Annotated in this window: 28 protein-coding genes; 13 read left to right on the top strand and 15 right to left on the bottom strand. The window is 60.3% G+C overall.

Annotation, left to right across the window (positions count from 1 at the left end; genetic code table 11):
- Positions 1-137: 137 nt before the first annotated feature.
- The 4 genes from cysN to Q7C33_RS02770 all read right to left on the bottom strand — a co-directional run bounded on the left by cysN (position 138) and on the right by Q7C33_RS02770 (position 4,482).
- Positions 138-2,036: a sulfate adenylyltransferase subunit CysN gene (gene cysN, locus Q7C33_RS02755; protein ID WP_217861263.1), complete on the bottom strand. Its 1,899-nt coding sequence runs from the start codon at positions 2,034-2,036 to the stop codon at positions 138-140.
- Between the two features lie 53 nt (positions 2,037-2,089).
- Positions 2,090-2,431, bottom strand: coding sequence for a four helix bundle protein (locus Q7C33_RS02760; protein ID WP_030139872.1), 342 nt, complete (start codon positions 2,429-2,431; stop codon positions 2,090-2,092).
- A 103-nt stretch (positions 2,432-2,534) separates the two neighbouring features.
- Positions 2,535-3,452, bottom strand: a complete 918-nt coding sequence (cysD, locus tag Q7C33_RS02765) for a sulfate adenylyltransferase subunit CysD (protein WP_030139871.1) — start codon at positions 3,450-3,452, stop codon at positions 2,535-2,537.
- A 271-nt stretch (positions 3,453-3,723) separates the two neighbouring features.
- Positions 3,724-4,482: a Nif3-like dinuclear metal center hexameric protein gene (locus Q7C33_RS02770; RefSeq protein ID WP_030139870.1), complete on the bottom strand. Its 759-nt coding sequence runs from the start codon at positions 4,480-4,482 to the stop codon at positions 3,724-3,726.
- A gap of 105 nt (positions 4,483-4,587) precedes the next feature.
- Between Q7C33_RS02770 and algW the strand changes: the two genes are divergently transcribed.
- From algW to Q7C33_RS02785, 3 genes are all read left to right on the top strand, one after another.
- Positions 4,588-5,748 (top strand): Do family serine endopeptidase AlgW, encoded by a 1,161-nt coding sequence (gene algW / locus Q7C33_RS02775; protein WP_198797764.1) that lies wholly within the window; start codon positions 4,588-4,590, stop codon positions 5,746-5,748.
- Between the two features lie 262 nt (positions 5,749-6,010).
- Positions 6,011-8,116: a TonB-dependent siderophore receptor gene (locus Q7C33_RS02780; protein WP_323154473.1), complete on the top strand. Its 2,106-nt coding sequence runs from the start codon at positions 6,011-6,013 to the stop codon at positions 8,114-8,116.
- An 11-nt stretch (positions 8,117-8,127) separates the two neighbouring features.
- Positions 8,128-8,847, top strand: coding sequence for a DUF4198 domain-containing protein (locus Q7C33_RS02785; RefSeq protein WP_217861261.1), 720 nt, complete (start codon positions 8,128-8,130; stop codon positions 8,845-8,847).
- Positions 8,848-9,051: 204 nt separating this feature from the next.
- Here the strand turns inward: Q7C33_RS02785 and hisC are convergent, their stop codons facing one another.
- The 10 genes from hisC to Q7C33_RS02835 all read right to left on the bottom strand — a co-directional run bounded on the left by hisC (position 9,052) and on the right by Q7C33_RS02835 (position 17,012).
- Positions 9,052-10,104, bottom strand: coding sequence for a histidinol-phosphate transaminase (gene hisC / locus Q7C33_RS02790; protein ID WP_198797767.1), 1,053 nt, complete (start codon positions 10,102-10,104; stop codon positions 9,052-9,054).
- Position 10,105: 1 nt separating this feature from the next.
- Positions 10,106-11,431, bottom strand: coding sequence for a histidinol dehydrogenase (hisD, locus tag Q7C33_RS02795; protein WP_030139866.1), 1,326 nt, complete (start codon positions 11,429-11,431; stop codon positions 10,106-10,108).
- Positions 11,432-11,554: 123 nt separating this feature from the next.
- Entirely contained in the window at positions 11,555-12,190 is a 636-nt protein-coding gene (gene hisG / locus Q7C33_RS02800; RefSeq protein ID WP_030139865.1) for an ATP phosphoribosyltransferase, read from the bottom strand.
- Between the two features lie 128 nt (positions 12,191-12,318).
- Complete coding sequence (gene murA / locus Q7C33_RS02805; RefSeq protein ID WP_030139864.1) at positions 12,319-13,584, bottom strand: UDP-N-acetylglucosamine 1-carboxyvinyltransferase; 1,266 nt, start codon at positions 13,582-13,584, stop codon at positions 12,319-12,321.
- Between the two features lie 22 nt (positions 13,585-13,606).
- Positions 13,607-13,846 (bottom strand): BolA family protein, encoded by a 240-nt coding sequence (locus Q7C33_RS02810; RefSeq protein ID WP_003221710.1) that lies wholly within the window; start codon positions 13,844-13,846, stop codon positions 13,607-13,609.
- Positions 13,847-13,959: 113 nt separating this feature from the next.
- The gene (locus Q7C33_RS02815) at positions 13,960-14,277 is read right to left on the bottom strand and encodes an STAS domain-containing protein (protein WP_407682804.1); all 318 of its coding nucleotides are present in this window, start codon (positions 14,275-14,277) and stop codon (positions 13,960-13,962) included.
- The gene (locus tag Q7C33_RS02820; RefSeq protein ID WP_030139862.1) at positions 14,274-14,927 is read right to left on the bottom strand and encodes an MlaC/ttg2D family ABC transporter substrate-binding protein; all 654 of its coding nucleotides are present in this window, start codon (positions 14,925-14,927) and stop codon (positions 14,274-14,276) included. The genes Q7C33_RS02815 and Q7C33_RS02820 overlap by 4 nt, the downstream gene beginning before the upstream one ends.
- Before the next feature lie 11 nt (positions 14,928-14,938).
- A complete protein-coding gene (gene mlaD, locus Q7C33_RS02825; RefSeq protein ID WP_030139861.1) occupies positions 14,939-15,406 on the bottom strand; it encodes an outer membrane lipid asymmetry maintenance protein MlaD in 468 nt (155 codons plus the stop codon).
- Positions 15,406-16,203: a lipid asymmetry maintenance ABC transporter permease subunit MlaE gene (gene mlaE / locus Q7C33_RS02830; protein WP_030139860.1), complete on the bottom strand. Its 798-nt coding sequence runs from the start codon at positions 16,201-16,203 to the stop codon at positions 15,406-15,408. The genes mlaD and mlaE overlap by 1 nt, the downstream gene beginning before the upstream one ends.
- Complete coding sequence (locus tag Q7C33_RS02835; RefSeq protein WP_030139859.1) at positions 16,203-17,012, bottom strand: ATP-binding cassette domain-containing protein; 810 nt, start codon at positions 17,010-17,012, stop codon at positions 16,203-16,205. The genes mlaE and Q7C33_RS02835 overlap by 1 nt, the downstream gene beginning before the upstream one ends.
- A gap of 274 nt (positions 17,013-17,286) precedes the next feature.
- On the opposite strand from Q7C33_RS02835, the gene Q7C33_RS02840 reads away from it, so the two are divergent.
- The 10 genes from Q7C33_RS02840 to Q7C33_RS02885 all read left to right on the top strand — a co-directional run bounded on the left by Q7C33_RS02840 (position 17,287) and on the right by Q7C33_RS02885 (position 24,295).
- On the top strand, positions 17,287-18,261 hold the full coding sequence (locus Q7C33_RS02840; RefSeq protein WP_030139858.1) for a KpsF/GutQ family sugar-phosphate isomerase: 975 nt from the start codon (positions 17,287-17,289) through the stop codon (positions 18,259-18,261).
- Positions 18,261-18,785, top strand: a complete 525-nt coding sequence (locus Q7C33_RS02845; RefSeq protein ID WP_030139857.1) for a KdsC family phosphatase — start codon at positions 18,261-18,263, stop codon at positions 18,783-18,785. The genes Q7C33_RS02840 and Q7C33_RS02845 overlap by 1 nt, the downstream gene beginning before the upstream one ends.
- Positions 18,786-18,792: 7 nt before the next feature.
- Positions 18,793-19,365, top strand: coding sequence for an LPS export ABC transporter periplasmic protein LptC (lptC, locus tag Q7C33_RS02850; RefSeq protein WP_030139856.1), 573 nt, complete (start codon positions 18,793-18,795; stop codon positions 19,363-19,365).
- Positions 19,352-19,900, top strand: a complete 549-nt coding sequence (gene lptA / locus Q7C33_RS02855; protein ID WP_030139855.1) for a lipopolysaccharide transport periplasmic protein LptA — start codon at positions 19,352-19,354, stop codon at positions 19,898-19,900. The genes lptC and lptA overlap by 14 nt, the downstream gene beginning before the upstream one ends.
- Positions 19,900-20,625, top strand: a complete 726-nt coding sequence (lptB, locus tag Q7C33_RS02860; RefSeq protein ID WP_030139854.1) for an LPS export ABC transporter ATP-binding protein — start codon at positions 19,900-19,902, stop codon at positions 20,623-20,625. The genes lptA and lptB overlap by 1 nt, the downstream gene beginning before the upstream one ends.
- Before the next feature lie 163 nt (positions 20,626-20,788).
- Positions 20,789-22,282 (top strand): RNA polymerase factor sigma-54, encoded by a 1,494-nt coding sequence (locus tag Q7C33_RS02865; RefSeq protein WP_030139853.1) that lies wholly within the window; start codon positions 20,789-20,791, stop codon positions 22,280-22,282.
- 76 nt (positions 22,283-22,358) lie between these two features.
- Complete coding sequence (gene hpf / locus Q7C33_RS02870; protein WP_030139852.1) at positions 22,359-22,667, top strand: ribosome hibernation-promoting factor, HPF/YfiA family; 309 nt, start codon at positions 22,359-22,361, stop codon at positions 22,665-22,667.
- 12 nt (positions 22,668-22,679) lie between these two features.
- Positions 22,680-23,144 carry a PTS IIA-like nitrogen regulatory protein PtsN gene (gene ptsN, locus Q7C33_RS02875; RefSeq protein WP_030139851.1) on the top strand — a complete coding sequence of 155 codons (465 nt, stop codon included), beginning with the start codon at positions 22,680-22,682 and terminating at the stop codon, positions 23,142-23,144.
- 2 nt (positions 23,145-23,146) lie between these two features.
- Positions 23,147-24,004, top strand: coding sequence for an RNase adapter RapZ (gene rapZ, locus Q7C33_RS02880; protein ID WP_030139850.1), 858 nt, complete (start codon positions 23,147-23,149; stop codon positions 24,002-24,004).
- Positions 24,005-24,019: 15 nt separating this feature from the next.
- A complete protein-coding gene (locus Q7C33_RS02885; RefSeq protein ID WP_030139849.1) occupies positions 24,020-24,295 on the top strand; it encodes an HPr family phosphocarrier protein in 276 nt (91 codons plus the stop codon).
- Between the two features lie 102 nt (positions 24,296-24,397).
- On the opposite strand, the gene pmbA is transcribed toward Q7C33_RS02885, so the two are convergent.
- Complete coding sequence (gene pmbA / locus Q7C33_RS02890) at positions 24,398-25,744, bottom strand: metalloprotease PmbA (protein ID WP_030139848.1); 1,347 nt, start codon at positions 25,742-25,744, stop codon at positions 24,398-24,400.
- Positions 25,745-25,803 lie beyond the last annotated feature (59 nt).

The following is a 25,803-nucleotide window of genomic DNA, read 5'->3' on the forward strand; positions in this document are numbered from 1 at the left end:
CGTGGTGTTCATACATACCCTGTGGGAGCGAGCTTGCTCGCGATGGCGTCCTTCCAGATAACAAAAAGCCCGCCGATGATCACTCACCTGCGGGCTTTTACTTGCCGCTTGAAGCTAGAAGCTTGCAGCTGTTTCCCTTAGATCGCCCCACGCTTGCGCAGCAGATCCAGCACCTGCTTGACACTTTCTTCCAACGTCAGCGACTGCGTGTCGATCACCAGGTCGGCATCCAACGGCACGTCATACGGGAAGGACTCGCCCGGGATGTTATCCCCGGCAGCCGCGTACAGCCCTTGCGGATCACGCTGGGCGCATACCGCTGGCGAGGCCTGGACGTAGACCGTCAACAGCCGCTCGCGGCCGATCAGGTCCTTGGCCTGTTCACGCCCTTCGGCGCTTGGTGCAACGAACGCGGCCAGGGTCAGCAGGCCGGCTTCGTTGAACTGGCGGGCGACGTGGGCCGCACGGCGCCAATTTTCGGTACGCCCGCTGCGATCCTGCGGCAGGCCTTTGTTCAGGTCGTGACGCAGGTTCTGCCCGTCGAGCACGAACACTGCGCGGCCCATGTCGAACAGCTTGCGTTCCACCGCGTAGGCCAGCGTGCTCTTGCCCGCGCCCGACAGGCCGCTGAACAGCACCGTGGCCGGCTGTTGGCCGAAGCGTTGGGTACGTTCTTCCACCGACACATGGGCCAGCTTGCCGTGGTGGGTGCTGCTGCCATGGGCCAGCGGCTGGGCCACGATCATGCCCGCGCCGACGGTACCGTTGGTCAGGCGGTCGATGACGATGAACGCGCCGGTGGTGCGATTGCTCTCGTAACCGTCCAGGGCGATCGGCGCATCCAGGGCGATCTTCACCTTGCCGATTTCGTTGAGTTGCAACGCGCTGGCCGGACCTTCTTCCAAGGTATTCACATCGACCTTGTTGACGATGCTGGCGATCGAACCGGGTACGTAGCTGGTGGCGCGCTTGATGTCGTATTTCTTGCCTGGCAGCATCGGCTCTTCGGCCATCCACACCAGCATCGCTTCGAAGCTGTCGGTGACCGGCGGCACGTTGTCGGCATGCACCAACAGGTCGCCACGGGAGATGTCGATCTCGTCTTCCATGGTCAGCGTGACGGCTTGGCCCGGACCGGCATGTTCCAGCTCACCCTCGAAGGTGACGATGGATTTCACGCGGCTGCTCTTGCCCGACGGCAACACCACCACTTCGTCGCCCTTGTGCACGATGCCGCTGGCAAGGGTGCCGGCGAAACCGCGGAAGTTCAGGTTCGGACGGTTGACGTATTGCACCGGGAAACGCAGGTCGGTGAAGTTGCGGTCGCCCGCCACTTCCACGGTCTCGAGGATTTCCATCAGCGACTGGCCGGTGTACCACGGCGAACGCTCGGACTTGTTCACCACGTTGTCACCCTTGAGGGCCGACATCGGCACGAAGTGCATGCTGGTGGGCTTCATCTTCAAGCCTTCGGCGAACTTCAGGTAGTCGGCCTTGATCGACTCGAACACGCCCTGGTCGAAGTTCTTGAGGTCCATCTTGTTGATGGCCACGACAATGTGCTTGATGCCCAGCAACGAGGCGATGAAGCTGTGGCGACGGGTCTGGGTCTGCACGCCGTAGCGCGCGTCGACCAGGATGATCGCCAGGTCACAGGTAGAGGCACCGGTGGCCATGTTGCGGGTGTACTGCTCATGGCCGGGGGTGTCGGCGATGATGAATTTGCGCTTGGCGGTGGAGAAATAGCGGTACGCGACATCGATGGTGATGCCTTGCTCGCGCTCGGCCTGCAGGCCATCGACCAGCAGCGCCAGGTCGATATCGTCCCCGGTGGTGCCGACTTTCTTCGAATCGCGGGTAATGGCTTCCAGGTGATCTTCGTAGATCATCTTGGAGTCGTGCAGCAGGCGCCCGATCAGGGTGCTCTTGCCGTCGTCGACGTTACCGCAGGTCAGAAAGCGCAGCAGCTCTTTACGCTCGTGCTGGCCCAGGTAGGCGAGGATGTCCTCGCTGATCAAATCAGATTGATGGCTCATTGTGTTCAAGCTCCGAGCTGTAAGCTTCAAGCGGCAAGCTTGTCGGCGTACAGCTAGTCAGAAATTTTGTTGATCAAGCCGCAGAGCATTTTTGAGAGCTCGCGAGTTTCTGCAATCCAGTTATCAGCCAGCGGTTGGGCGATGTAAGCAATGTCGCTGCCTATGAGGATCTGTGTTCGTAACTCTCCACAAGAAGCCTTCGCGATCCAAAGAAAACGTACCTTTTCTTTGGCGCTGCGACGCTCCATCCCCTCAGCAATATTGGAGGGCACCGAAAGTGCTGAGCGGGTGACTTGATCCTTGAAACCAAGGTCCCTGCATGGGGCAAACTCCCGGTAGATTTCCACCGCCAGACACTTGCTTCTCTGCCAAACAACCAACTTTTCGAAATCCATTTACGAGTCACTCATTCGCGGCTCGCAACAACCGGCTGCAAGCACAAGCTGCAAATTACGCATACCGCCTTTAACTTGCAGCTTGCAGCTTGTAACTCGAAGCTTAAAAGTACCCCTGCCGTTTTTTATCTTCCATCGAGCCTGCGCCATCGTGGTCGATGACCCGGCCCTGGCGCTCGGAAGTTCGCGTCAGGAGCATTTCCTGGATGATGTCCGTCAGGCTCTCGGCCTCGGACTCCACCGCGCCCGTCAACGGGTAGCAGCCAAGGGTACGGAAACGCACTTTCTTCTTGACGATACGGGCCTTGTCTTCGTCGGACAGGTGCTCGAGGATGCGCTCGTCGTCGATCATGATCAGCGTGCCGTTCTTCTCGATCACTTCACGCTCGGCGGCGAAGTACAGCGGCACGATCGGGATGCCTTCGAGGTAGATGTACTGCCAGATGTCCAATTCGGTCCAGTTCGACAGCGGGAATACGCGGATCGACTCGCCTTTGTTGACCTTGCCGTTGTAGACGTTCCACAACTCTGGGCGCTGGTTCTTCGGGTCCCAGCGGTGCTTGCTGTCACGGAACGAGTAGACGCGCTCCTTGGCGCGGGATTTCTCTTCATCGCGACGGGCGCCACCGAAGGCTGCGTCGAAACCATGCTTGTCGAGCGCCTGTTTCAGGCCCTCGGTCTTCATGATGTCGGTGTGCTTGGCACTGCCGTGGGTGAACGGGTTGATGTTCTGCGCCACGCCGTCCGGGTTGATATGGGTGATCAAGTCCAGGCCAAGCTCTTCGACCATGCGGTCGCGGAACTTGTACATCTCCTGGAATTTCCAGCGGGTATCGACGTGCATCACCGGAAACGGCAGCTTGCCGGGGAAGAACGCCTTGCGTGCCAGGTGCAGCATCACGGCGGAGTCTTTACCGATGGAGTACAGCATCACCGGGTTATCGAACTCGGCGGCCACCTCGCGGATGATGTGGATGCTTTCCGCCTCCAGCTGTTTCAGATGCGTCAGTTTGTCGACCATGGCTACTCACGAAAGCTTTCTTATGAACGGCCAGCGGGCCGTGTTCGAGCGGGGAATCCTAGCACAGCGACCTCTTCTAATCAGGGCGCCAACTAGATCGAAACAGCATATGGATATGCCCGGCGGTTCGGGCGTTGCACACGCTTTTCTGTGGGAGCGAGCTTGCTCGCGATGACGGTGTGTCAGCCACATTAATGTCGACTGGTCCGCCGCTATCGCGAGCAAGCTCGCTCCCACAGGGGATATAACTCCCCACAGGGGTTATAAGCAGTCAGATCGGATTCGGGCAATCGATGAAGATGTGCTCCAGGGCAAAACGCCGCGCCAGGTAATCTCCCAGCGCTTGGACGCCGTAGCGCTCGGTCGCATGGTGCCCGGCGGCGATGAAGCTGATACCGTTTTCCCGCGCGCTGTGGAACGTCTGCTCCGATGCCTCGCCACTGAGATACAGATCAACCCCCGCCAGCACCGCCTGGTCGATGTAACCCTGGCCGCCACCCGTGCACCAGCCAACCCGGCGGATCATCTGCTCGCCTTCGATCAGCAACGGCTCGCGGCCCATGGCTTCCTGGACCCGGCGGGCAAAGTCCCGAGGCGTCATCGGTTCGGACAGGGAACCGACCAGGCCGACAACCTTGGGGTTATCCGGATCCAGCGGCCCTTCGACAGTGATGTCCAGCTGACGGGCCAACTGCACGTTGTTGCCGACCTCGGCGTGCAAGTCCAACGGCAAGTGATAGGCCAACAGGCTGATGTCGTGCTTGAGCAACGTCTTGAGCCGGCGCTGCTTCATCCCGGTGATACAGGGGTTTTCACCTTTCCAGAAATAACCGTGATGCACCAGTATCAGGTCGGCGTCGGCTTCGACGGCTGCATCGAGCAAGGCCTGGCTGGCCGTCACACCGCTGACGATACGCATGACTTGCGGGGCGCCTTCGACTTGCAGGCCGTTGGGGCAATAATCGGCAATCCGGCTGCTTGCCAGGTAACGGTCCGCTTCTTCGACCAGGGTGCTCAGGGCGACAGCCATGAAAAGAACTCCTAAATATCCCGTTCAGAGGCGCGCGCGGCCTCGTATAATGCGCGACATTATGGGCGGTCTCATACCGCCTGCAACCTTTGTAGGACGTGCTTAATGCTCAAGGCGCTGCGTTTTTCCGGCTGGCCGCTGTTGGCCGGCGTGCTTGTCGCTCTCCTGATTATCCAGCGCTACCCCGAATGGGTCGGGTTGCCAAGCCTTGACGTCAACCTGCAGCAAGCGCCGCAAACCAAAGCCGTGCAGCAGGGACCGGTGTCCTACGCCGACGCCGTGACCACCGCCGCACCGGCCGTGGTGAACCTGTACACCACCAAGGTCATCAACAAACCCAACCATCCGCTGTTCGAAGACCCGCAGTTCCGGCGTTTCTTCGGTGACAACTCGCCCAAGCAGAAGCGCATGGAGTCGAGCCTGGGTTCGGGTGTGATCATGAGTCCGGAAGGCTATATCCTGACCAACAACCACGTCACCAGCGGTGCCGACCAGATTGTCGTGGCGCTCAAGGATGGCCGTGAAACCCTGGCCAGGGTGATTGGCAGCGATCCGGAAACCGACCTCGCGGTGCTGAAGATCGATTTGAAGAACCTGCCGGCCATTACCATCGGCCGCTCCGACAGCATTCGCATCGGCGACGTGGCCCTGGCGATCGGCAACCCGTTTGGCGTCGGCCAGACCGTGACCATGGGCATCATCAGTGCCACCGGTCGCAACCAGCTGGGCCTGAACAACTACGAAGACTTCATCCAGACCGACGCCGCGATCAACCCCGGCAATTCCGGCGGCGCGCTGGTGGATGCCAATGGCAACCTCACCGGGATCAACACGGCGATCTTCTCCAAGTCCGGCGGCAGCCAGGGCATTGGCTTCGCCATTCCGGTGAAGCTGGCAATGGAGGTGATGAAATCCATCATTGAACACGGCCAGGTGATTCGTGGCTGGCTGGGCATTGAAGTACAACCGCTGACCCAGGAACTGGCGGAGTCATTCGGCTTGTCCGGGCGGCCCGGCATCGTGGTAGCCGGAATCTTCCGCGACGGCCCGGCACAGAAGGCCGGTCTGCAACTGGGCGACGTGATCCTGAGCATCGACGGAGAACCGGCGGGGGATGGCCGTCGCTCGATGAACCAGGTGGCCCGGATCAAACCCACCGACAAGGTGACGATCCAAGTCATGCGCAACGGCAAGGAGCTCAAGCTCACGGCTGAGATTGGTTTGCGACCGCCGCCAGCGCCGGTGGTGCTCAAGGAAGAACAGTAAAACTCCATCCCCTGTGGCGAGGGAGCTTGCTCCCGCTGGGTCGCGCAGCGGCCCTAAAACCTGTCACCTCAAAATATCAGACCGACCGCATCCGATCCTGTTGGGGCTGCTACGCCCGAAGCGTCGGACCGACCCAGCGGGAGCAAGCTCCCTCGCCACAAAAACGGCGTTCGACTCAATTTTTTCCTGAAAAATAGGAATAGCATAAATTCTCATTAGTAGTGTTATATTGTTTCAATTCTAGCAATTGGAACAACATAACATGTCATCCCTGAAACGGATTTCCGCTGCCAGTCTCGCGCTGGGGTTGCTCGGCGACCCCGCCTACGCCGAAGAAATCCAACCGCTGGAACTGGACGCCATCAACGTGACGTCCGACTACGAATCCCCCACCGGCCCCGTCTCGGGCTACCGGGCGACCCGTTCCGCCAGCGCCACCAAGACCGACACCGCTTTGCGCGACGTCCCGCAATCGATCAGCGTCATTCCCGCCAGCGTGCTCAAGGACCTCGGCACCACCCATGTCGAACGAGCGCTGGAATACGCCGGCGGCGTATCGAAGCAGAACAACTTCGGCGGCCTGACCCTCTACGAATACAGCGTGCGCGGCTTCACGACATCGGAATTCTACAAGGACGGTTTCAGCGCCAACCGCGGTTATCCGAGCACCCCGGATGCGGCCAACATCGAGCGCATCGAAGTACTAAAAGGCCCGGCGGCCAGCCTCTATGGCCGCGGTGATCCGGGCGGTACGGTAAACATCGTCACCAAGAAACCCCAACCGGAAGCCTTTACCACATTGCAAACCAGCGCCGGCAGTTGGGATCGCTACCGAACCGCCCTGGACGTCAATACGCCGCTGGACGCCGAAGGTAACGTGTTGTCACGGGTCAACCTGGCAGTGGAGGACAACAACAGTTTTCGCGACCATGTCGACAGCCAGCGCGTCTTCGTCGCGCCTTCCCTCAGTTGGCAACTGAACCCGGACACACGCTTGCTGGTGGAAAGCGAAATCGTTCGCCACAGTTCGACATTCGACCGAGGCGTTGTCGCCCCGAACAATCGCTGGAGCGGCGTGTCCCGCTCGACTTTTTTGGGCGAACCCAACGACGGCGACATCGACAACCACAACAACATGCTCCAGGCCGCTCTTGAACATCAGCTCAACGACGCCTGGCAATTGCGCCTGGCCAGCCATTACAAGCAGGGTGAACTCTGGGGATTCGCTTCGGAAGCGCGCCCGCTGAACGCTGACGGCCACACGGTGAACCGCCGCTACCGTGAGCGCGACAACAATTGGCACGACAGCATCACCCAACTTGAATTGCGCGGCCTCTTCGACCTCGGTCCCTGGCAGCACGAATTGTTGATCGGCACGGAATACGAGGATTACCGCAAGAACGAGCGCGTGACGACCATCGCTGGCGGCGCCTATCCGATCGACATCTACGACCCGATCTACGGCCAGCCCAAACCGAACGGCACGCGCTCCGGCACGGACTTCTTCGAGCATGTCGAAAGCAGGGCCGTAAACCTGCAGGACCAGATCGTCTTCACCGACGAACTGCGCGGCCTGCTCGGCGTGCGCTACGAACATTTCGAGCAAAGCATCGACAACCACGTCAACGACGTGACCAGCCGCCAACGCCATGACGCCCTGACGCAGCGGGCCGGCCTGTTGTATCAACTGACGCCAGAGGTCGGGCTGTTTACCAACATTTCCACTTCGTTCAAACCCAACAATGGCCTGGATGCCGATGGCAAGACTTTCAATCCGGAGGAAGGCGTTGGCTACGAAGCCGGAATCAAGAGCGAACTGTTCGGCAACCGCCTGAGCACCACGCTGGCGGCATTCCACATCGAGAAGGAAAACGTCCTGACGCAAGTCGCCGGGACCGACTTCAGTCGCGCCGTGGGCAAGGCCCGTAGCCAGGGCATCGACCTGCAGATGACCGGCCAGCTCACTGACGCGGTGCGAGTGATCGGCGCCTTCGCCTACATCGATGCAGAAGTCACCAAGGGCGACGAGGTCATCCCCTCGGGCAGCCGGATCCTCGGCGTCGCCAAGCGCAGCGGTAGCCTGCTCGGCGTCTACGAATTCCAGGATGGGCAGCTGCGCGGCTCGGATCTCGGCGCGGCGTTCACTTACGTCGGCGATCGCTCGGGTGAGGCCGGCAAGGACTTCGAACTGCCCGCCTACCACACCGTGGACCTGCTGGCCCACTACAAGGCCAGCGACACCGTCACCGTGGGCCTGAACCTGAACAACGTCTTCGACGAAAAATACTACGAACGCTCCTACAGCAATTATTGGGTCACTCCCGGCGATCCGCGCAACTTCACTGTCAGCCTCACCCTCGATCTATAAAGGAAGTCAGCATGAAATACCCCAAGACCTTCGCCCTGCTCGGCCTGTTCCTGGCTACCCAGGCTTCGGCCCACGGCCTGTGGACAGAGCAACGACGCGGCAACGTCGAAGTGATCTACGGTCATGGCGCCGAGGACAACGCCTTCAAAGCGCAGAAAATCAGTGGCGCCTGGGCCTACGACCTGGCAGGCAAGATGATTCCGGTCACGGTGGAACGCTTGCCAGACCACGCTCGCCTGCAGCCTCTCAAGCCGCCGGCCGTGCTGGCCGTCGCATTGGACAATGGCATGTGGTCGCAGACCGCTGACAAAAAATGGATCAACGAAGGCCGCAGCAAGGTGCCCGGGGCGATCGAGTCGACCCAAACCTTCAAGTACAGCCTGGCGATCTATGAACCGGGGGCGAAGCTGCCGAAGCTGGATCAGATCAAATTCGTCATCGTGCCGGAAATCGACCCGCTCACCGTCGGCCCCGGCCAGTCGTTACCGGTGCGGGTGCTGCTTGATGGCAAACCGGCGGCAGGGGTGAAATTGGTGGGGGACTACCGTAGCGCGCCGGGCACTGTGAGCACCGAAACCGATGCCGAAGGCCGAGCCAAGGTACTCGTGCGCAATGAGGGGCTGAACGTGATCGCCGCGCAGATGGAAATCCCGCTCAAGGACAACAAGGATGTCGCGACGCGCGGGGTGTTTACCTCGCTGACATTCCTTGGCGAGCCGCATCACGAGTAAGCGCTGAAATTGTGGGAGCTGATCTGGCCACTATCGCGAGCAAGCTCGCTCCCACAAAGGACTTCAGTGTCGCTGATCGTTAGGACGCCCTGAAATCAATGTGGGAGCGAGCTTGCTCGCGATGGCGTTGGGTCAGTCATCCTGGCGTTAACTGACACACAGCCTTCGCGAGCAAGCCCGCTCCCACAGGATCCATGCAGGGCTTTAGAGCTCGCCTAGGGCGTCGATCAGCGCCTGGTTCTGCTCCGGCGTGCCAATGCTGATCCGCAGGAACTGCGCGATGCGCTCCTGCTTGAAGTGCCGCACAATCACGCCTTGCTCACGCAGCTTCGCCGCCAGTCCCGCCGCGTCGTGCTTGGGATGGCGAGCAAAGATGAAGTTGGCCGCCGACGGCAGCACTTCAAAGCCCTTGGCTTGCAACTGGGCCACCACCCATTCGCGGTGCTCGATGACCAACCGGCAGGTGCGGTCGAAATACTCACGATCGTCGAATGCCGCCGCGCCGCCGACATTCGCCAGCCGATCCAACGGGTAGGAGTTGAAGCTGTTCTTGATCCGCTCCAGCGCTTCGATCAGGTCCGGATGGCCCACCGCCAAGCCCACGCGCAAGCCCGCCAGCGAGCGAGACTTGGACAGGGTTTGCGTGACCAGCAGGTTTGGATAGCGGTCCACCAGGCTGATGGCTGTCTCGCCACCAAAATCGATATAAGCCTCGTCCACCACGACCACTGAATCCGGGCTCGCCTTGAGGATCTGCTCGACCGCTTCCAGCGCCAGCAGGCAACCGGTCGGCGCGTTCGGGTTGGGGAAAATGATCCCGCCATTCGGCTTGGCATAGTCCGCCGGGGCAATGCGGAATTGCTCGTCCAGCGCAACCGCGTCGAACTGGATACCGTACAGCCCGCAATAGACCGGGTAAAAACTGTAGCTGATGTCCGGGAACAGCACCGGCTGGTCGTGCTGCAGCAGGCCGTGAAAGATGTGCGCCAACACTTCGTCCGAACCATTGCCCAGGAATACCTGGTTGGTTTGCACACCGTAATAACGGGCGACGGCGCCTTTCAGCAGGTCGCTGTTGGGGTCCGGATACAGGCGCAGATTGTCATTGAGTTCGGTCTGCATCGCCGCGAGGGCCTTGGGCGACGGGCCGTAGGGATTCTCGTTGGTGTTGAGCTTGACCAGGCGGGTCAGCTTCGGCTGTTCGCCGGGCACATACGGCACCAGGTCCTTGACGAACGGGCTCCAGAATTTACTCATTTCAGTTCCCTTCCTGTTCGTCTTTGATGCGGTACTCGGCGCTGCGGGCGTGGGCGCTCAGCGATTCGCCACGGGCCAGCACCGAGGCAGTCTTGCCCAGTTCGGACGCGCCCTGCTCCGAGCAGAAAATGATCGATGAGCGCTTCTGGAAGTCATACACCCCCAGCGGCGACGAGAAGCGCGCGGTGCCGGAAGTGGGCAGTACGTGGTTCGGACCGGCGCAATAGTCGCCCAGCGCCTCGGAGGTGTGGCGGCCCATGAAGATCGCACCGGCATGGCGAATCTTCGGCAGCCAGGCTTGGGGATCGGCAACCGACAACTCCAGGTGTTCCGGCGCGATGCGGTTGGCGACTTCGATGGCCTGCTCCATGTCATCGACCTTGATCAGCGCACCACGGCCATTGATCGAGGTGTTGATGATTTCGGCGCGGTCCATGGTCGGCAGCAGCTTGTCGATGCTGGCGGCGACCTTGTCGAGGAACTCGGCGTCCGGGCTGACCAGGATCGCCTGGGCGTCCTCGTCGTGCTCGGCCTGGGAAAACAGGTCCATGGCGATCCAGTCCGGATCGGTCTGGCCGTCACACACCACGAGGATTTCCGAAGGGCCGGCGATCATGTCGATACCGACCTGGCCAAACACGTGGCGCTTGGCGGTGGCGACATAAATGTTGCCCGGGCCGACCACCTTGTCCACCCGCGGCACGCTTTCAGTGCCGTAGGCCAAGGCGGCCACGGCCTGGGCGCCGCCGATGGTGAACACTCGGTCCACACCGGCGATACACGCGGCAGCCAGCACCAGTTCGTTGATTTCGCCACGTGGGGTCGGGACGACCATGACCACTTCGGTCACGCCGGCGACCTTGGCCGGAATCGCGTTCATCAGCACCGAGGACGGATAGGACGCCTTGCCGCCCGGCACATACAGGCCGGCACGGTCCAGCGGCGTGACCTTCTGGCCAAGTACAGTGCCGTCGGCCTCGGTGTAGCTCCACGAATCCTGCTTTTGCCGTTCGTGATAACTGCGCACCCGGGACGCGGCTTTTTCCAACGCTTCACGCTGGGGCACGGTGATTCGGGTCAAGGCCAGTTCCAGGCGCTCGCGCGGCAGGATCAGGTCGGCCATCGAGGCAACTTGCAGGCCGTCGAACTTCTGGGTGAATTCCACCAGGGCCGCATCGCCACGCTCGCGCACGGCCTTGATGATGTCCAGCACGCGCTGATTGACCGAATCGTCGGACACACTCTCCCAGCTCAGCAGATGATCCAGATGATGTGCGAAATCCGGGTCGGCAGCGTTGAGTCGGCGAATCGAGGTGGGAGCGGTCATAGCGAGGGCCTCATTAATGGCAAATGCTCAGGCGCCCTAAGCTACCAGTCCATTCGCGTGGGCACCTGAGAAAATTGGCTATGACGCGGATAGACGGGCGCGACTCAAGGTCGCGCAGGTGAATCAGCCGCGGTGTCGCGATTCCACTGCCTTGCGCAGGGTATCGATCAGAGCCTGGATACGGGCGTGCTGCATTTTCATCGAAGCCTTGTTGACGATCAGCCGGGAGGTGATGTCGGCGATGAAATCCTGGGGCTCCAGGCCGTTGGCTCGCAAGGTGTTGCCGGTGTCGACCACGTCGATGATCTTGTCCGCCAGGCCGATCAGCGGCGCCAGCTCCATCGAGCCGTAGAGCTTGATGATATCGACCTGGCGGCCTTGTTCGGCGTAGTAGCGCTTGGCGACGTTGACGAACTTGGTCGCTACCCGCAGGCGCCCCTTGGGTTCGGCTGCGCCAACCTTGCCAGCGGTCATCAGCTTGCAGCGGGCGATGCGCAGGTCCAGCGGCTCGTACAAGCCCTGGCCGCCGTATTCCATCAAGACGTCCTTGCCGGCAACGCCCAGGTCGGCGGCACCGTGTTCCACGTAAGTCGGCACATCGGTGGCGCGCACGATCAACAAGCGTACGTCGGCCTGGGTCGTGGGGATGATCAGCTTGCGGCTCTTGTCCGGATTCTCGGTCGGCACGATGCCTGCTTCAGCCAGAAGCGGCAGGGTGTCGTCAAGGATGCGGCCCTTGGACAGTGCGATGGTCAACATGGGAAACGTCAGTCCTTATCAAGGTACTCATGCCCGGTCGCAAGCGGCGCCGGACACACATCGAGGGTGAAACCACCCTCGATCTGAAACGAAATCAAAGGCGCGTCCTTGCGCCCATGCAGCCTGGACTAGCCCGGTACGCGACGGATCTTGGCGCCGAGCATCTGCAGCTTCTCTTCGATGCACTCGTAGCCACGGTCGATGTGGTAGATGCGGTCGATCAGGGTGTCGCCTTCGGCGATCAAGGCCGAGATCACCAGGCTGGCCGAGGCACGCAGGTCGGTGGCCATGACTGGCGCGCCCTTGAGTTTCTCGGTGCCGGTGACGATGGCGGTGTTGCCTTCGACTTGGATCTTGGCGCCCATGCGGTGCAGCTCATAGACGTGCATGAAGCGGTTTTCGAAGATCGTCTCGATCACCGCGCCCGTGCCTTCGGCAATGGCGTTGAGGGAGATGAACTGCGCCTGCATGTCGGTTGGGAACGCCGGATACGGAGCCGTACGCACGTTGACGGCTTTTGGCCGCTTGCCGTGCATATTCACTTCGATCCAGTCTTCGCCACAGGTGACTTCGGCGCCGGCTTCCTTGAGTTTTTCCAGGACCGCTTCAAGGATCGTCGGATCGGTGTCCTTGACCTTGACGCGGCCACCGGTGACGGCGGCGGCAACCAGGTAGGTACCGGTTTCAATACGGTCCGGCATCACTTTGTAAGTGGCCGAGTGCAGGCGCTCGACGCCATCGATGGTGATAGTGTCGGTGCCGGCACCGCTGATCTTGGCGCCCATGGCAATCAGGAAGTTCGCCAGGTCGACGACTTCGGGTTCGCGAGCGGCGTTCTGCAGGACGCTGCGGCCCTTGGCCAGTGCCGCGGCCATCATGATGTTCTCGGTACCGGTCACGCTGACGGTATCGAAGAAGAAATGCGCGCCGCGCAAGCCGCCTTCCGGCGCCTTGGCCTTGATGTAGCCGCCTTCGACGTCGATCACCGCGCCCATGGCTTCCAGGCCACGGATGTGCAGGTCCACCGGACGCGAACCGATGGCGCAACCGCCAGGCAGCGCCACTTCGGCCTCACCGAAACGGGCGACCATCGGCCCCAATACCAGGATCGAGGCACGCATGGTCTTCACCAACTCGTACGGTGCGATCAGGGTCTTGATGGTGCGTGGGTCGATTTCGACGGCGAGCTTCTCGTCGATCACAGGCTCGATGCCCATGCGACCGAACAGCTCGATCATCGTGGTGATGTCGTGCAGGTGCGGCAGGTTGGCCACGGTCACCGGGCCATCGCACAGCAGGGTCGCGGCCAGGATCGGCAGCGCGGAGTTCTTTGCCCCGGAGATACGGATTTCGCCATCAAGGCGAACGCCGCCGGTAATAATCAATTTATCCATAAGAATCTCGACGCCCTTGGGCTCAGGTGCGCTCGGCCCAGGCCGCGCGGCTGAAAAATTTCATAGTGACCGCGTGGATGCTGCCATCGGCGATCCATGGGTTCAAATGGGCATAGATGCTCTGCTGACGCTTCACCGGGCTCAACGCCGCCAGTTCATCGCTGATCACATTCAGCTGGAAATTGCAGCCTTCGCCCTCAACTTCCACCTGCGTACCAGGCAGCTTTCCTTCAAGGAAGCTCTTCACTTCTACAGCCTGCATGCTCAACCTCAATCGGCGCCCTGTGCGCACGGGTCGCACATCATACAAAAAAGCCCCTCGCCTGCGAACCCCGCGAAGCAGGACTCTGACGGGGGGCTTTTCAACGATGTGGATCAGGGGTGCGCCAACAGCTCGGTCAATTCGCTGACCTGGGCTATCTCGCGCATGTCTTCGGGCATCCCTCGGATGCTCCATGTCTTGCCGGCGGCCTGGGCATCGCGCATGAAGCACAGCAAAAGCGACAGTCCGACGCTGCTGGACTTCTGCACGGCTGAGCAATCAATCACCAGCTCGGCTGCTTTTGCCGACTTGATCAACGCCTGGCCCTGCTTGCGCAGACCCGGGCCGGTGCGGTAGTCCAGCACGCCGCTGAGCAGCAGCTCGCCGGCCTCGCCCAGGCGAATGTCGGACGCGCTCACCGACTCGTTCATTGTTCCTGCTTCTCTTTGGCTTCTTCGGTCACTTCCTTGGCCTTGGCGACTTCACCGGCCCAGCCGTCGATGGTCTTGTCCAGGTCATTGCCATTGCGCTGCATGGCGTCGGCGAACTGGTCACGGAACAGCTTGCCGATGTTGATGCCGTTGATGATCACGTTGCGTACTTTCCACTCGCCATTGATTTTCTCGAGTGTGTAGGACACAGGATAAACGGCGCCATTGTTGCCCTTGACCTGCATGTCAACGCTGGTGCGGGTGCCGCTTTCATCCTTGGCCGGCGAAACGGTGATGCCCTGGTTGTTGTATTCCAGCAATGCGTTGCCATAGAACTGCATCAGGCTGCGCTTGAAGTTTTCCTGGAAGCGGGTCATCTGCGCCGGGGTTGCCTTGCGCGAGTACTTGACGGTCATGATGCTCTTGGAGATGCCATCGGCGTCTACCACGGGGCCGACGATGCCATTCAGCGCGTCGTAGAACGCGCTTGGGTCCTGCTTGTATTTCTCTTTATTGGCGGCAAGGTCCGCCAGCAATCGAGTAGTGGTGTCCTGGATGATGTCGTGCGCCGAAGGCGCCGCCACGGCATTGCCCATCAGCGGCAGGGCCGCCAGCAGGACCAGCAGGCTGCGTCGCAGGATAGAGATCATTCAAAAGCTCCTCATTTGGCGTCTTTGCTAACGGTATTGAGCAGGAATTTACCGATCAGGTCCTCGAGCACCAGCGACGACTGCGTATCGTGGATGGTCCCGCCGTCCTTGAGCAGGGTGTCTTCCCCGCCCACGCTGATCCCGATGTATTTCTCACCCAACAGCCCAGCGGTGAGGATAGATGCAGTGGAGTCAGTCGGCAGGTTATCCACGCGCTTTTCCAACTGCAGCGTCACCCGCCCAGTAAAACTGTCACGGTCCAGATCGATTGCCGTGACCTTGCCGATCGTCACACCGGCCATGGTCACCTTGGCTCTGACCGTCAAACCGGCGATATTGTCAAAATAAGCATAAAGTTTATAAGTATCGGTGCTCGCGGTTGGCGCCAGTCCACTGACCCGCAAGGCCAGCAGCAGCAAAGCCAGGATGCCAGCCAGCAAGAAAAGGCCGACACCGATTTCCAGGGTGCGGTTTTGCATCAGAAATCTCCAAACATCAAGGCGGTCAGAATAAAGTCAAGGCCCAGTACGGCCAACGAGGCGTAGACCACGGTCTTGGTTGTGGCACGGCTGATCCCCTCTGACGTGGGCTCACAGTCATAACCTTGAAACACGGCGATCCAGGTGACCACGAAAGCGAATACGGCACTCTTGATCACACCGTTGAGCACATCGTCGAGGAAGTCGACGCTGTTCTGCATGTTGGACCAGTAGGAGCCTTCATAGACCCCCAGCCAATCGACGGCGACCCACGAGCCTCCCCAGATCCCCACGACGCTGAAGATCATCGCCAGCACCGGCAGGGAAATGAAGCCGGCCCACAGGCGCGGGGCGATGATGTACTTGAGTGGATCGACACCGATCATTTCCAGGCTGGACAACTGCTCGGTGGATTTCATGTTGCCGATTTCGGCGGTCAGCGCCGATCCGGCACGCCCGGCGAACAGCAGTGCGGTCACCACCGGGCCAAGCTCGCGCAACAGTGTCAGCGCAACCATCTGCCCGACCGCCTGCTCCGATCCATAGCTGGACAGGATACTGAAGCCCTGGAGCGCCAATACCATGCCGATGAAAATCCCCGAGACGACAATGATGACGAGGGACATCACCCCGACCGAATGCAGTTGCTTGACCAGCAGGCCGAAACCTCCGCCGGTCGAATTGCGGCCGAGCAAGGCGTGCATCAGGAACAGCGAGGAACGCCCAAGCACCGCCACCACGTCGATGCCGGAGCGACCGAACAGGCGAATTCTTTCGATTAACGATTTCTTGCGCATCAGCGCTTCCCCAGCAAGTCGGTACGGTAATCCGTGGCCGGAAAATGGAACGCCACCGGACCGTCCGGGTCCCCCTTCATGAATTGGCGAATGCGCGGGTTGTCCGAATCCTTCAATTCCTGCGGTGTGCCCTGTCCCAGCACCTGGCCATCACCGACGACATAGATGTAGTCGGCGATACTGGCGGTTTCGGCCAAATCATGGGAAACCACAATGCTGGTGATGCCCAGCGCATCGTTCAGCAAGCGAATCAGGCGTACGAGCACGCCCATGGCAATGGGGTCCTGCCCAACGAAGGGCTCGTCATACATGAGGATTTTCGGGTCGAGGGCAATCGCCCGCGCCAAGGCCACCCGACGCTTCATGCCGCCCGACAGCTCGTCCGGCATCAGTTCCAGGGCGCCGCGCAGCCCGACTGCCTGCAATTTGAGCAGAACGATGTCGCGGATCATTTCCTCCGGCAGCTCGGTATGGACACGCAGGGGAAACGCCACGTTCTCGAACACATCGAGGTCGGTAAACAGGGCACCGCTCTGGAACAGCACCCCCATGTCCTTGCGCGCATCGAACAGATCGCTGCGCGACAATTTCGGAAGGTTCTGGCCATTGACCCAGACTTCGCCGGCACTGGGACGCAGTTGCGCGCCCATCAGTCGCAGCAGCGTTGTCTTTCCGCACCCGGAAGGTCCCATGATGCCGGTCACCTTACCGCGCGGGATGCGAATATCGATGTCATTGAAAATGCTGCGCGTCCCTCGCTTGAAGGACAGTCCCTTCAGCTCGACCGCGTAAGCGTTGTCGGCACTCATCTAAACTCCTTGCGATGCAGCCTCATATTCGAGTGCTCCGGCCTGCCGACAAAAACGCCGGTACCGCCGGGCACACGAACCGGCGGCGAACTATATCACTGCAACCATCAGGCGCCCAAGGCCAACCCCCGGCCCGTTAAGCCCGGCTTAAGGTAAAACGCCACATTTTATGTCCGGCCTCGCGCCGCTCGAGCAAACGCATGACGAACTAACGTGAGGGAATCGCTCATTACCGCTATAATCGCCGCCTTTTCATTGGGCTATACGATCTGACATGAACCAATCCAGCGACCTGATTCAATCGGCACAACGTACTGTCCGCCTCGAACTTGAAGCCGTACAAGGCTTGTTGCCCCGTATCGACGCTGATTTCGTACGCGCCTGCGAGATGATTCTGGCCAGCAAGGGCCGTGTGGTCGTGGTCGGCATGGGCAAGTCCGGCCACATTGGCAACAAGATTGCCGCCACGCTGGCCAGCACCGGCACCACGGCTTTTTTTGTTCACCCCGCCGAGGCCAGCCACGGCGACATGGGCATGATCACCCGGGACGATGTCATCCTGGCACTGTCCAACTCGGGCTCGACCAATGAAATCCTCACATTGCTGCCATTGATCAAGCGACTGGGCATCCAGATGATCAGCGTCACCGGCAATCCAGATTCTCCACTGGCCAAGGCAGCCGAGGTGAACCTCAATGTTCATGTCGAGCACGAAGCCTGCCCCTTGAACCTGGCGCCGACCTCGTCCACCACTGCAGCCCTGGTCATGGGCGACGCCCTGGCCGTGGCCCTGCTGGAGGCCCGCGGGTTCACCGCCGAGGATTTCGCCTTCTCCCATCCTGGTGGCGCCCTGGGCCGTCGCCTGTTGCTCAAAGTCGAGAACGTGATGCACAGCGCAAACGAGCTGCCGCAGGTTCAACGCGGCACGCTGCTCAAGGATGCGCTCATGGAAATGACCCGCAAGGGCCTGGGCATGACCGTTATCCTCGAAGCCGACGGCAAGCTCGCCGGGATCTTTACCGACGGTGACCTGCGCCGTACGCTCGACCGCGCTATTGATATACGTAACGCAACCATCGATGAAGTCATGACCCTTCACGGCAAGACTGCGCGCCCCGACATGCTGGCCGCAGAAGCCCTGAAAATCATGGAAGACCATAGGATCAATGCACTGGTGGTAGTGGATGAAGAGGATCGCGCGATCGGCGCTTTCAACTTGTCCGACCTCCTTCGCGCTGGAGTAATGTGATGACGACCGACCTGCTGCAACGGGGCAAGAACATCAAGCTCGCCGTTTTCGACGTCGACGGTGTACTCACCGATGGCCGCCTGTATTTCCTCGAAGACGGCAGCGAGTTCAAGACCTTCAACACCCTCGACGGCCAGGGCATCAAGATGCTGATGGCCGCGGGCGTCCAGACCGCCATTATCAGTGGTCGCAAGACCCCGGTGGTCGAGCGGCGAGCGAAGAATCTCGGCATCCCGCACCTTTACCAGGGTCGGGAAGACAAGTTGGTGGTGCTGGACGAACTGCTGGGCCAACTCAATCTAAGCTATGAGCAGGTTGCCTACCTCGGCGACGATTTGCCGGACCTGCCGGTGATTCGCCGGGTCGGCCTGGGCATGGCGGTCGCCAACGCAGCCGCCTTCGTACGCGAACACGCCCACGGCGTCACCACCGCGAAGGGCGGCGAAGGCGCGGCCCGCGAATTCTGTGAATTGATCCTGAACGCCCAGGGCCACCTCGAAGCGGCCAACGCCGCGTACTTGTGAGCCATTTATGTTAAGCAAGAAGATTCGCACCCTACTGGTGTTCGGCTGCATCGCCGCGATTTTTGCGGCGGTGGGCTACTGGAACATCAGCCCGGAACGCTTCCTTGACCCATCCGTGACCAAGGTCGAGGAAAACGATATCGATTGGTATGCGACCAATACGCATACCCTGCAATACCTGCCAGACGGCAAAGTGCAGTACGAAATGACGTCTGACAAAGTCGACCATGTAAAGGCCAGTGATATAACACTGGTCACCAAACCGGACCTGAACATGTTCCGCGGCACTGAATTCCCGTGGCACGTGCAGAGCGAGCGCGCCGAGGTCAATCCCGGCGGTACCGAAGTCGAACTGATCGACTCGGTACGCATCGCCCGGACCGATGAGAAAAACCGTACGACCATCATCACCAGCAGTCGCATGACGGTCTTTCCGCAACGAGAATATGCGCAGACCGAGCAACCCGTTAGAATCGACGGCGCTGGCGGCGTGTCGACCGGCGTAGGAATGAAGGCGTATTTGAAGGAAAGCAGGATACACCTGCTATCGAAAGTAAGAGGACAGTATGAAGCTCGCTAAAACCCTCCCTATTTTGCTCAGTCTGGGCGCAGCACTGGGAAGCGCGAGCGCCTGGGCCCTCCCCAACGACCGCGACCAGCCTATCCGTATCCAGGCCGACGATGCACAACTGGACGACAAGAACGGTGTCGCCACCTATAAAGGTGACGTGATCATCACCCAGGGTTCGATGAAAGTGACCGGCAACACCGTGACCATCACCCGCACCCAGTCCGGCGACATCGACGTGGTGACTTCGGTGGGCAACCTGGCCTACTTCGAACAACTGCAAACCGCGGGCGACACCAAGCCTGTACAGGGTTATGGGGTTACCATCCAGTATCACGCCGCCCAGGACCGCGTTGTCCTGATCGACCGCGCCAAGGTTGTCGACAAAGACAACAACGTGACCCAAGGCGAGAAAATCGTCTATGACACGGTCAAGAAACTGGCCAGCGCGGGTCGTGCCACTGGCAGCAAGGTCACCGAGGCGCGTCCGCGTATCGACATGGTGATCCAGCCGAAAAAGAAAACCGACGAGCAAAAGGCCCAGTAATGGCAACTCTGAAAGCCCAACACCTGGCCAAGAGCTACAAGAGCCGCCAGGTTGTGCGCGATGTCAGCCTGTCCATCGAGAGCGGCCAGATCGTTGGCCTGCTCGGCCCCAACGGCGCGGGCAAGACGACCTGCTTCTATATGATCGTCGGCCTGGTCCAGGCCGATCAGGGCCGCGTCCTGATCGACGACCTGGACGTCAGCCACCAGCCGATGCACGGCCGGGCGAAGGCCGGGATCGGCTATCTACCGCAAGAAGCCTCGATCTTCCGCAAACTGTCGGTTGCCGACAACATCATGGCCATCCTCGAGACCCGCAAGGAACTCGACAAGGCCGGCCGTCGACAGGAACTGGAAAGCCTGCTGCAGGAATTCCACATCAGCCACATTCGCGACAACCTGGGCATGAGCCTGTCCGGTGGCGAACGTCGCCGCGTGGAAATCGCCCGTGCCCTGGCCACCGCGCCGAAATTCATCCTCCTCGACGAACCGTTCGCCGGCGTGGACCCGATTTCGGTCGGTGACATCAAGCAGATCATCCATCACCTCAAGGCCAAGGGGATCGGCGTGCTGATCACCGACCACAACGTGCGCGAGACGCTGGATATCTGCGAGACCGCCTACATTGTCAATGACGGCCAGTTGATTGCCGAAGGCGACTCCGCGACTATCCTGGCCAATGAACTGGTCAAGGAAGTGTATCTGGGTCACGAGTTTCGCCTGTAAGCACAGATGTCTGGTGCATCGCCGGGCGTCGCCAATTTTATTGTGGCGACGCTCTAGGCAAACACCTCAGTTTCAGGCATATAATTTGCTTAAGTTTGGCGCTCCGGCGCCCTTGTAGTGGATGGCGCATGTGCGCCGGCGAATAAGGTGTTAAGCCCCTGCCATGAAACCATCGCTAGTCTTGAGAATGGGCCAGCAGCTGACGATGACGCCGCAGCTGCAACAGGCCATCCGCCTGCTCCAATTGTCGACCCTGGACCTGCAACAGGAAATCCAGGAGGCCCTGGAGTCCAATCCGATGCTCGAACGCCAGGAAGAAGGCGACGACTTCGACAACTCCGATCCGCTGGCCGACAACGTCGAACAGAAAACCCCTGCCGAAATCCCGGAACCGTCCTATCAGGAAGCCGCCCCGACGGTGGATAACATCGAGGACGGCGAGTGGAACGAACGCATTCCCAACGACCTGCCCGTGGATACGGCATGGGAAGACGTCTACCAGACCAGCGCCAGCAGCCTGCCAAGCGGCGATGACGACGAGTGGGACTTCACCACCCGCACCTCCGCCGGCGAAAGCCTGCAAAGCCACTTGCTGTGGCAACTGAACCTGGCGCCGATGTCCGACACCGATCGCCTGATCGCCGTGACCCTGATCGATTGCATCAACAACCAGGGCTACCTGGACGAGACACTCGAAGAAATTCTCGAAGCTTTCGACCCCGAGCTCGACATCGAGCTGGATGAGGTCGAGGCGGTCCTGCACCGCATCCAGCAGTTCGAACCCGCCGGCATCGGCGCCCGCAGCCTGGGCGAATGCCTCTTGCTGCAACTGCGCCAGTTGCCCGCCAAGACACCGTGGCTGGCCGAAGCCAAGCGACTGGTCACCGACTACATCGACTTGCTGGGCGGCCGCGACTACAGCCAACTGATGCGGCGCATGAAACTCAAGGAAGACGAGCTGCGCCAAGTCATCGAGCTGGTGCAAAGCCTCAATCCACGGCCCGGCTCGCAGATCGAATCCACCGAGCCTGAATACGTTGTCCCCGACGTGATCGTGCGCAAGCACAATGATCGCTGGCTGGTGGAGCTCAACCAGGAATCGGTGCCGAAACTTCGGGTCAACGCCCAATACGCCGGTTTCGTGAAACGCGCCGACACCAGCGCCGACAACACGTTCATGCGCAACCAGTTGCAGGAAGCGCGCTGGTTCATCAAGAGCCTGCAGAGCCGCAACGAAACCCTGATGAAAGTGGCGACCCAGATCGTCGAGCATCAGCGCGGCTTCCTGGAATACGGTGATGAAGCGATGAAACCGTTGGTCCTGCATGACATTGCCGAGGCAGTGGGCATGCACGAGTCGACGATTTCACGGGTGACCACCCAGAAATTCATGCATACCCCGCGGGGAATCTATGAATTGAAATATTTTTTCTCCAGCCATGTCAGCACCTCGGAAGGCGGCGAATGCTCGTCCACGGCCATCCGCGCGATCATCAAGAAACTGGTCGCCGCGGAAAATCAGAAAAAGCCGTTGAGTGACAGCAAGATCGCTGGTTTACTGGAGGCACAAGGCATTCAGGTGGCCCGCCGTACCGTCGCCAAATACCGCGAATCCCTCGGGATCGCACCTTCGAGCGAACGCAAGCGGTTGATGTAACAGGCCACGCCACAGCGTTCCAGTGGCAGGCAACCCAGCCTGCCGCTTTATGCACTGGCAACGAAGGAGAAGCTGTATGCAAGTCAACATCAGTGGACACCAACTGGAAGTGACCGAACCCCTGCGCACCTACATCGGCGAAAAACTCGACCGATTGGAAAGGCATTTCGACAAGATCACCAACGTGCAAGTCACGATGTGCGTCGAAAAACTGCTGCAGAAAATCGAAGCCACGCTGCATATTCCCGGCGGAGAAGTGGTTGCCAACGCAGAGCACACAGACATGTATGCCGCGATTGACCTGCTGACCGACAAGCTGGATCGCCAACTCAAAAAGCATAAGGAAAAGACCCAGAGCCTCCTCCAGGGCGCAACCGGTCGTTAACCCCCCCAATCCATGATCCGACTAGAAACCATCCTGACCCCCGGCCGTTCCCAAGTGAACGCGCCGGGCGGCAGTAAAAAGAAAGCCCTCGAACAAATCGCCAACCTGATCCACCGCGAAGTGCCGGATCTGGAAATGCAGGATGTCTTCGAGGCACTGGTTGCCCGTGAAAAACTCGGTTCCACCGGTTTTGGCAACGGCATTGCCATCCCCCATTGCCGCCTCAAGGGCTGCGCCTCGCCTATCAGCGCGCTGCTGCACCTTGAAGCCCCCATAGATTTCGACGCCATCGATGGCGCCCCGGTCGACCTGCTGTTCGTCTTGCTGGTCCCGGAAGCCGCAACCGATGCGCACCTGGAGCTGCTGCGCCAGATCGCCAGCATGCTGGATCGCAAGGAAGTACGCGAAAAACTGCGCAGCGCCCCGAGCAACGAAGCCTTGTATCAGGTAGTCCTGGACGAGCAGAACGGCCATTAAACATGCGCATGATCATCGTCAGTGGCCGCTCCGGCTCAGGTAAAAGCACGGCCCTCAATGTGCTTGAGGACAGCGGCTACTATTGCATCGACAACCTGCCGGCTGGCCTGCTTCCGGAATTGGCCGAGCGCGCCCTGATCCACACCGAACTCGCGCAACCGCTGGTCGCCGTGTCCATCGATGCCCGTAACCTGCCCAGCCATCTGTCGCGATTTCCGGAATTGCTCGAAGAAGTTCGCAACCGGCATATCCAATGCGATGTGCTGTACCTGGATGCCGACGAAGAAACACTGCTCAAGCGCTTTTCAGAAACCCGTCGACGCCACCCGCTGAGCAACGCCAGCCGCTCCCTGGCTGAAGCGATCCATGACGAGAGCCAACTGCTCGGCCCCATCGCCGACCTGGCCGACCTCAAGGTCAACACCACGCACCTGAACTTGTACCAGCTGCGCGACACCATCAAGTTGCGCCTGCTGAACCAGCCTGAACCGGGAACGGCGTTTCTCGTCGAATCGTTCGGTTTCAAGCGCGGCATGCCGGTCGATGCCGACCTGGTGTTCGATGTTCGCTGCCTGCCCAACCCGTATTGGAAACCGGAGCTGCGCGAGCAGTCCGGACTGGACCAGCCAGTGGTCGACTACCTCGCTGCCCAACCGGACGTAGAGGAAATGTTCCAGGACATCTCCAGCTACCTCCTCAAATGGCTGCCCCGCTTCGCAGCGAGCAACCGGGCCTATGTCACGATCGCCATTGGCTGCACCGGTGGTCATCACCGTTCCGTCTACCTGACCGAGCGTCTGGGTCAGCTCCTGCAACAATCCCTGAAGAACGTCCAGGTTCGCCACCGCGACCTCAGCTAAAGGATTCACATCGCGATGCCTGCTCGGGAAATTGAAATCATCAACAAGCTGGGTTTGCATGCCCGGGCATCGGCGAAATTCGTGGGTGTGGCGGGTAAATTCCCTGACACCACGATCCGCGTCGGGCGCACGCCTGAAACAGCAGTCGACGGAAAAAGCATCATGGCGATGATGATGCTCGCTGCGGGCAAGGGCACCAGGATTCACTTGAGCACCGAGGGCGAACAGGCACAGGAAGCGATGGATGCCTTGGTCGCGCTGATCAACAATTATTTCGACGAAGGGGAATAACTGTGGCGAGGGGATCAAATCCCCTCGCCACACAGGAAATTCTGAGAACAAAAAAGGCGCGTCACCCAAATGGATGACGCGCCTTTTTTTCGGCCCTGAATATCAGCTACCCGCCACCGTCATACGCTCGATCAACACCGAACCGGTGCGGATGTTGCTGCGCAGCTCCAGGTCGTTCCCCACCGCCACGATCTGCTTGAACATGTCACGCATGTTCCCCGCGATAGTGACTTCCTGGACCGGGAATTGGATCTCGCCATTCTCGACCCAGAAACCCGCCGCGCCACGGGAGTAATCCCCGGTGACCATGTTCAGGCCATGGCCCATCAATTCGGTGACCAGCAGGCCACGCCCCATGCGCCGCAACAATGCCGCCTGGTCTTCTTCACCGTGAGTGACGAACAGGTTGTGCACGCCACCCGCATTAGCGGTGCTCGGCATGCCAAGTTTACGGCCCGAATACGTACCAAGGATGTATGAAACCAGTTCACCGTTTTCCACGAACGGCTTGGCGTAGGTCGCCAGCCCATCGCCGTCGAACGCCGAACTGCCCATGGCTTGCATCAGGTGTGGGCGCTCGTCGATGGTCATCCATTCAGGGAAAAGTTTCTGGCCCAACGCGCCTTCGAGGAACGACGACTTGCGATATAGATTGCCGCCGGACACCGCCGACAGGAAGCTGCCGAACAGGCCACCGGCCAATTCGGCGGAAAACAGCACTGGCACCTCGCAGGTCGGTACCGGCCGAGCGCCCAGGCGACTGGCTGCCCGTTGTGCGGCTTTCTGGCCGATGCTGACCGGGTCCGCCAGCAACGTGCCCTGGCGATTCACGTCATACCAGTAATCGCGCTGCATCTGGCCGTCGGCCTCGGCGATCATCACGCAGCTGAGGCTGTGGCGGGTCGATGCGTAACCGCCGATAAACCCATGGCTGTTGCCATAGACCCGGCAGCCCTGGTGGGTGTTGAGCGTCGTGCCGTCGGCATTCTTGATCCGGCTGTCGGCGTCGAATGCCGCGGCTTCGCAGCGCAGCGCTTGTTCGATGGCTTGCTCAGGCGTGATATCCCAGGCATGGAACAGATCGAAGTCCTTCAGATCCTTGCACATCAGCGCAGCATCGGCCAAACCCGAGGCCTCGTCTTCGGACGTGTGCTTGGCAATCGCCAATGCCGCGGCGACTGTTTCGCGAATAGCGTCAGGACCGCTGGCCGAGGTGCTGGCCGAGCCCTTGCGCTGGCCTACGTACAAGGTAATGCCGAAACCCTGGTCACGGTTGAATTCGACGGTTTCCACTTCGCGCTGGCGCACCGAAGTCGACAGCCCCTGCTCCAGCGATACCGCCACTTCACAGGCGCTGGCGCCCTGTCGCTTGGCCTCGGCGAGAATCTGCTCGACTTGTTCCTGCAGTGCCGGCAATGCCTGGGGGCCGACGCTTTGAACTGCACTCATGGTGTTCTCCACTCAAACTCTGCTTTCGGTAACGGTTTTGTACGCAAAGCGCCTGGACG

This window comes from Pseudomonas sp. BP11-1-1 (assembly GCF_052112105.1).
Lineage (GTDB): Bacteria > Pseudomonadota > Gammaproteobacteria > Pseudomonadales > Pseudomonadaceae > Aquipseudomonas > Aquipseudomonas alvandae.

What these genes read in the sequence shown, in the direction of transcription:
- algW (WP_198797764.1), top strand. Translation starts at nt 4,588, where the DNA reads ATGCTCAAGGCGCTGCGTTTTTCCGGCTGGCCGCTGTTGGCCGGCGTG.
- lptC (WP_030139856.1), top strand. Translation starts at nt 18,793, where the DNA reads ATGTTAAGCAAGAAGATTCGCACCCTACTGGTGTTCGGCTGCATCGCC.
- Q7C33_RS02770 (WP_030139870.1), bottom strand. Translation starts at nt 4,482, where the DNA reads ATGGCTGTCGCCCTGAGCACCCTGGTCGAAGAAGCGGACCGTTACCTG.
- hisG (WP_030139865.1), bottom strand. Translation starts at nt 12,190, where the DNA reads ATGTTGACCATCGCACTGTCCAAGGGCCGCATCCTTGACGACACCCTG.
- Q7C33_RS02865 (WP_030139853.1), top strand. Translation starts at nt 20,789, where the DNA reads ATGAAACCATCGCTAGTCTTGAGAATGGGCCAGCAGCTGACGATGACG.
- Q7C33_RS02780 (WP_323154473.1), top strand. Translation starts at nt 6,011, where the DNA reads ATGTCATCCCTGAAACGGATTTCCGCTGCCAGTCTCGCGCTGGGGTTG.
- pmbA (WP_030139848.1), bottom strand. Translation starts at nt 25,744, where the DNA reads ATGAGTGCAGTTCAAAGCGTCGGCCCCCAGGCATTGCCGGCACTGCAG.
- mlaD (WP_030139861.1), bottom strand. Translation starts at nt 15,406, where the DNA reads ATGCAAAACCGCACCCTGGAAATCGGTGTCGGCCTTTTCTTGCTGGCT.
- ptsN (WP_030139851.1), top strand. Translation starts at nt 22,680, where the DNA reads ATGATCCGACTAGAAACCATCCTGACCCCCGGCCGTTCCCAAGTGAAC.
- lptB (WP_030139854.1), top strand. Translation starts at nt 19,900, where the DNA reads ATGGCAACTCTGAAAGCCCAACACCTGGCCAAGAGCTACAAGAGCCGC.
- Q7C33_RS02885 (WP_030139849.1), top strand. Translation starts at nt 24,020, where the DNA reads ATGCCTGCTCGGGAAATTGAAATCATCAACAAGCTGGGTTTGCATGCC.
- mlaE (WP_030139860.1), bottom strand. Translation starts at nt 16,203, where the DNA reads ATGCGCAAGAAATCGTTAATCGAAAGAATTCGCCTGTTCGGTCGCTCC.
- hisC (WP_198797767.1), bottom strand. Translation starts at nt 10,104, where the DNA reads ATGAGTAAATTCTGGAGCCCGTTCGTCAAGGACCTGGTGCCGTATGTG.
- Q7C33_RS02785 (WP_217861261.1), top strand. Translation starts at nt 8,128, where the DNA reads ATGAAATACCCCAAGACCTTCGCCCTGCTCGGCCTGTTCCTGGCTACC.
- hpf (WP_030139852.1), top strand. Translation starts at nt 22,359, where the DNA reads ATGCAAGTCAACATCAGTGGACACCAACTGGAAGTGACCGAACCCCTG.
- Q7C33_RS02835 (WP_030139859.1), bottom strand. Translation starts at nt 17,012, where the DNA reads ATGAGTGCCGACAACGCTTACGCGGTCGAGCTGAAGGGACTGTCCTTC.
- Q7C33_RS02760 (WP_030139872.1), bottom strand. Translation starts at nt 2,431, where the DNA reads ATGGATTTCGAAAAGTTGGTTGTTTGGCAGAGAAGCAAGTGTCTGGCG.
- Q7C33_RS02840 (WP_030139858.1), top strand. Translation starts at nt 17,287, where the DNA reads ATGAACCAATCCAGCGACCTGATTCAATCGGCACAACGTACTGTCCGC.
- murA (WP_030139864.1), bottom strand. Translation starts at nt 13,584, where the DNA reads ATGGATAAATTGATTATTACCGGCGGCGTTCGCCTTGATGGCGAAATC.
- Q7C33_RS02815 (WP_407682804.1), bottom strand. Translation starts at nt 14,277, where the DNA reads ATGAACGAGTCGGTGAGCGCGTCCGACATTCGCCTGGGCGAGGCCGGC.
- rapZ (WP_030139850.1), top strand. Translation starts at nt 23,147, where the DNA reads ATGCGCATGATCATCGTCAGTGGCCGCTCCGGCTCAGGTAAAAGCACG.
- lptA (WP_030139855.1), top strand. Translation starts at nt 19,352, where the DNA reads ATGAAGCTCGCTAAAACCCTCCCTATTTTGCTCAGTCTGGGCGCAGCA.
- Q7C33_RS02845 (WP_030139857.1), top strand. Translation starts at nt 18,261, where the DNA reads ATGACGACCGACCTGCTGCAACGGGGCAAGAACATCAAGCTCGCCGTT.
- cysN (WP_217861263.1), bottom strand. Translation starts at nt 2,036, where the DNA reads ATGAGCCATCAATCTGATTTGATCAGCGAGGACATCCTCGCCTACCTG.
- cysD (WP_030139871.1), bottom strand. Translation starts at nt 3,452, where the DNA reads ATGGTCGACAAACTGACGCATCTGAAACAGCTGGAGGCGGAAAGCATC.
- Q7C33_RS02810 (WP_003221710.1), bottom strand. Translation starts at nt 13,846, where the DNA reads ATGCAGGCTGTAGAAGTGAAGAGCTTCCTTGAAGGAAAGCTGCCTGGT.
- hisD (WP_030139866.1), bottom strand. Translation starts at nt 11,431, where the DNA reads ATGACCGCTCCCACCTCGATTCGCCGACTCAACGCTGCCGACCCGGAT.
- Q7C33_RS02820 (WP_030139862.1), bottom strand. Translation starts at nt 14,927, where the DNA reads ATGATCTCTATCCTGCGACGCAGCCTGCTGGTCCTGCTGGCGGCCCTG.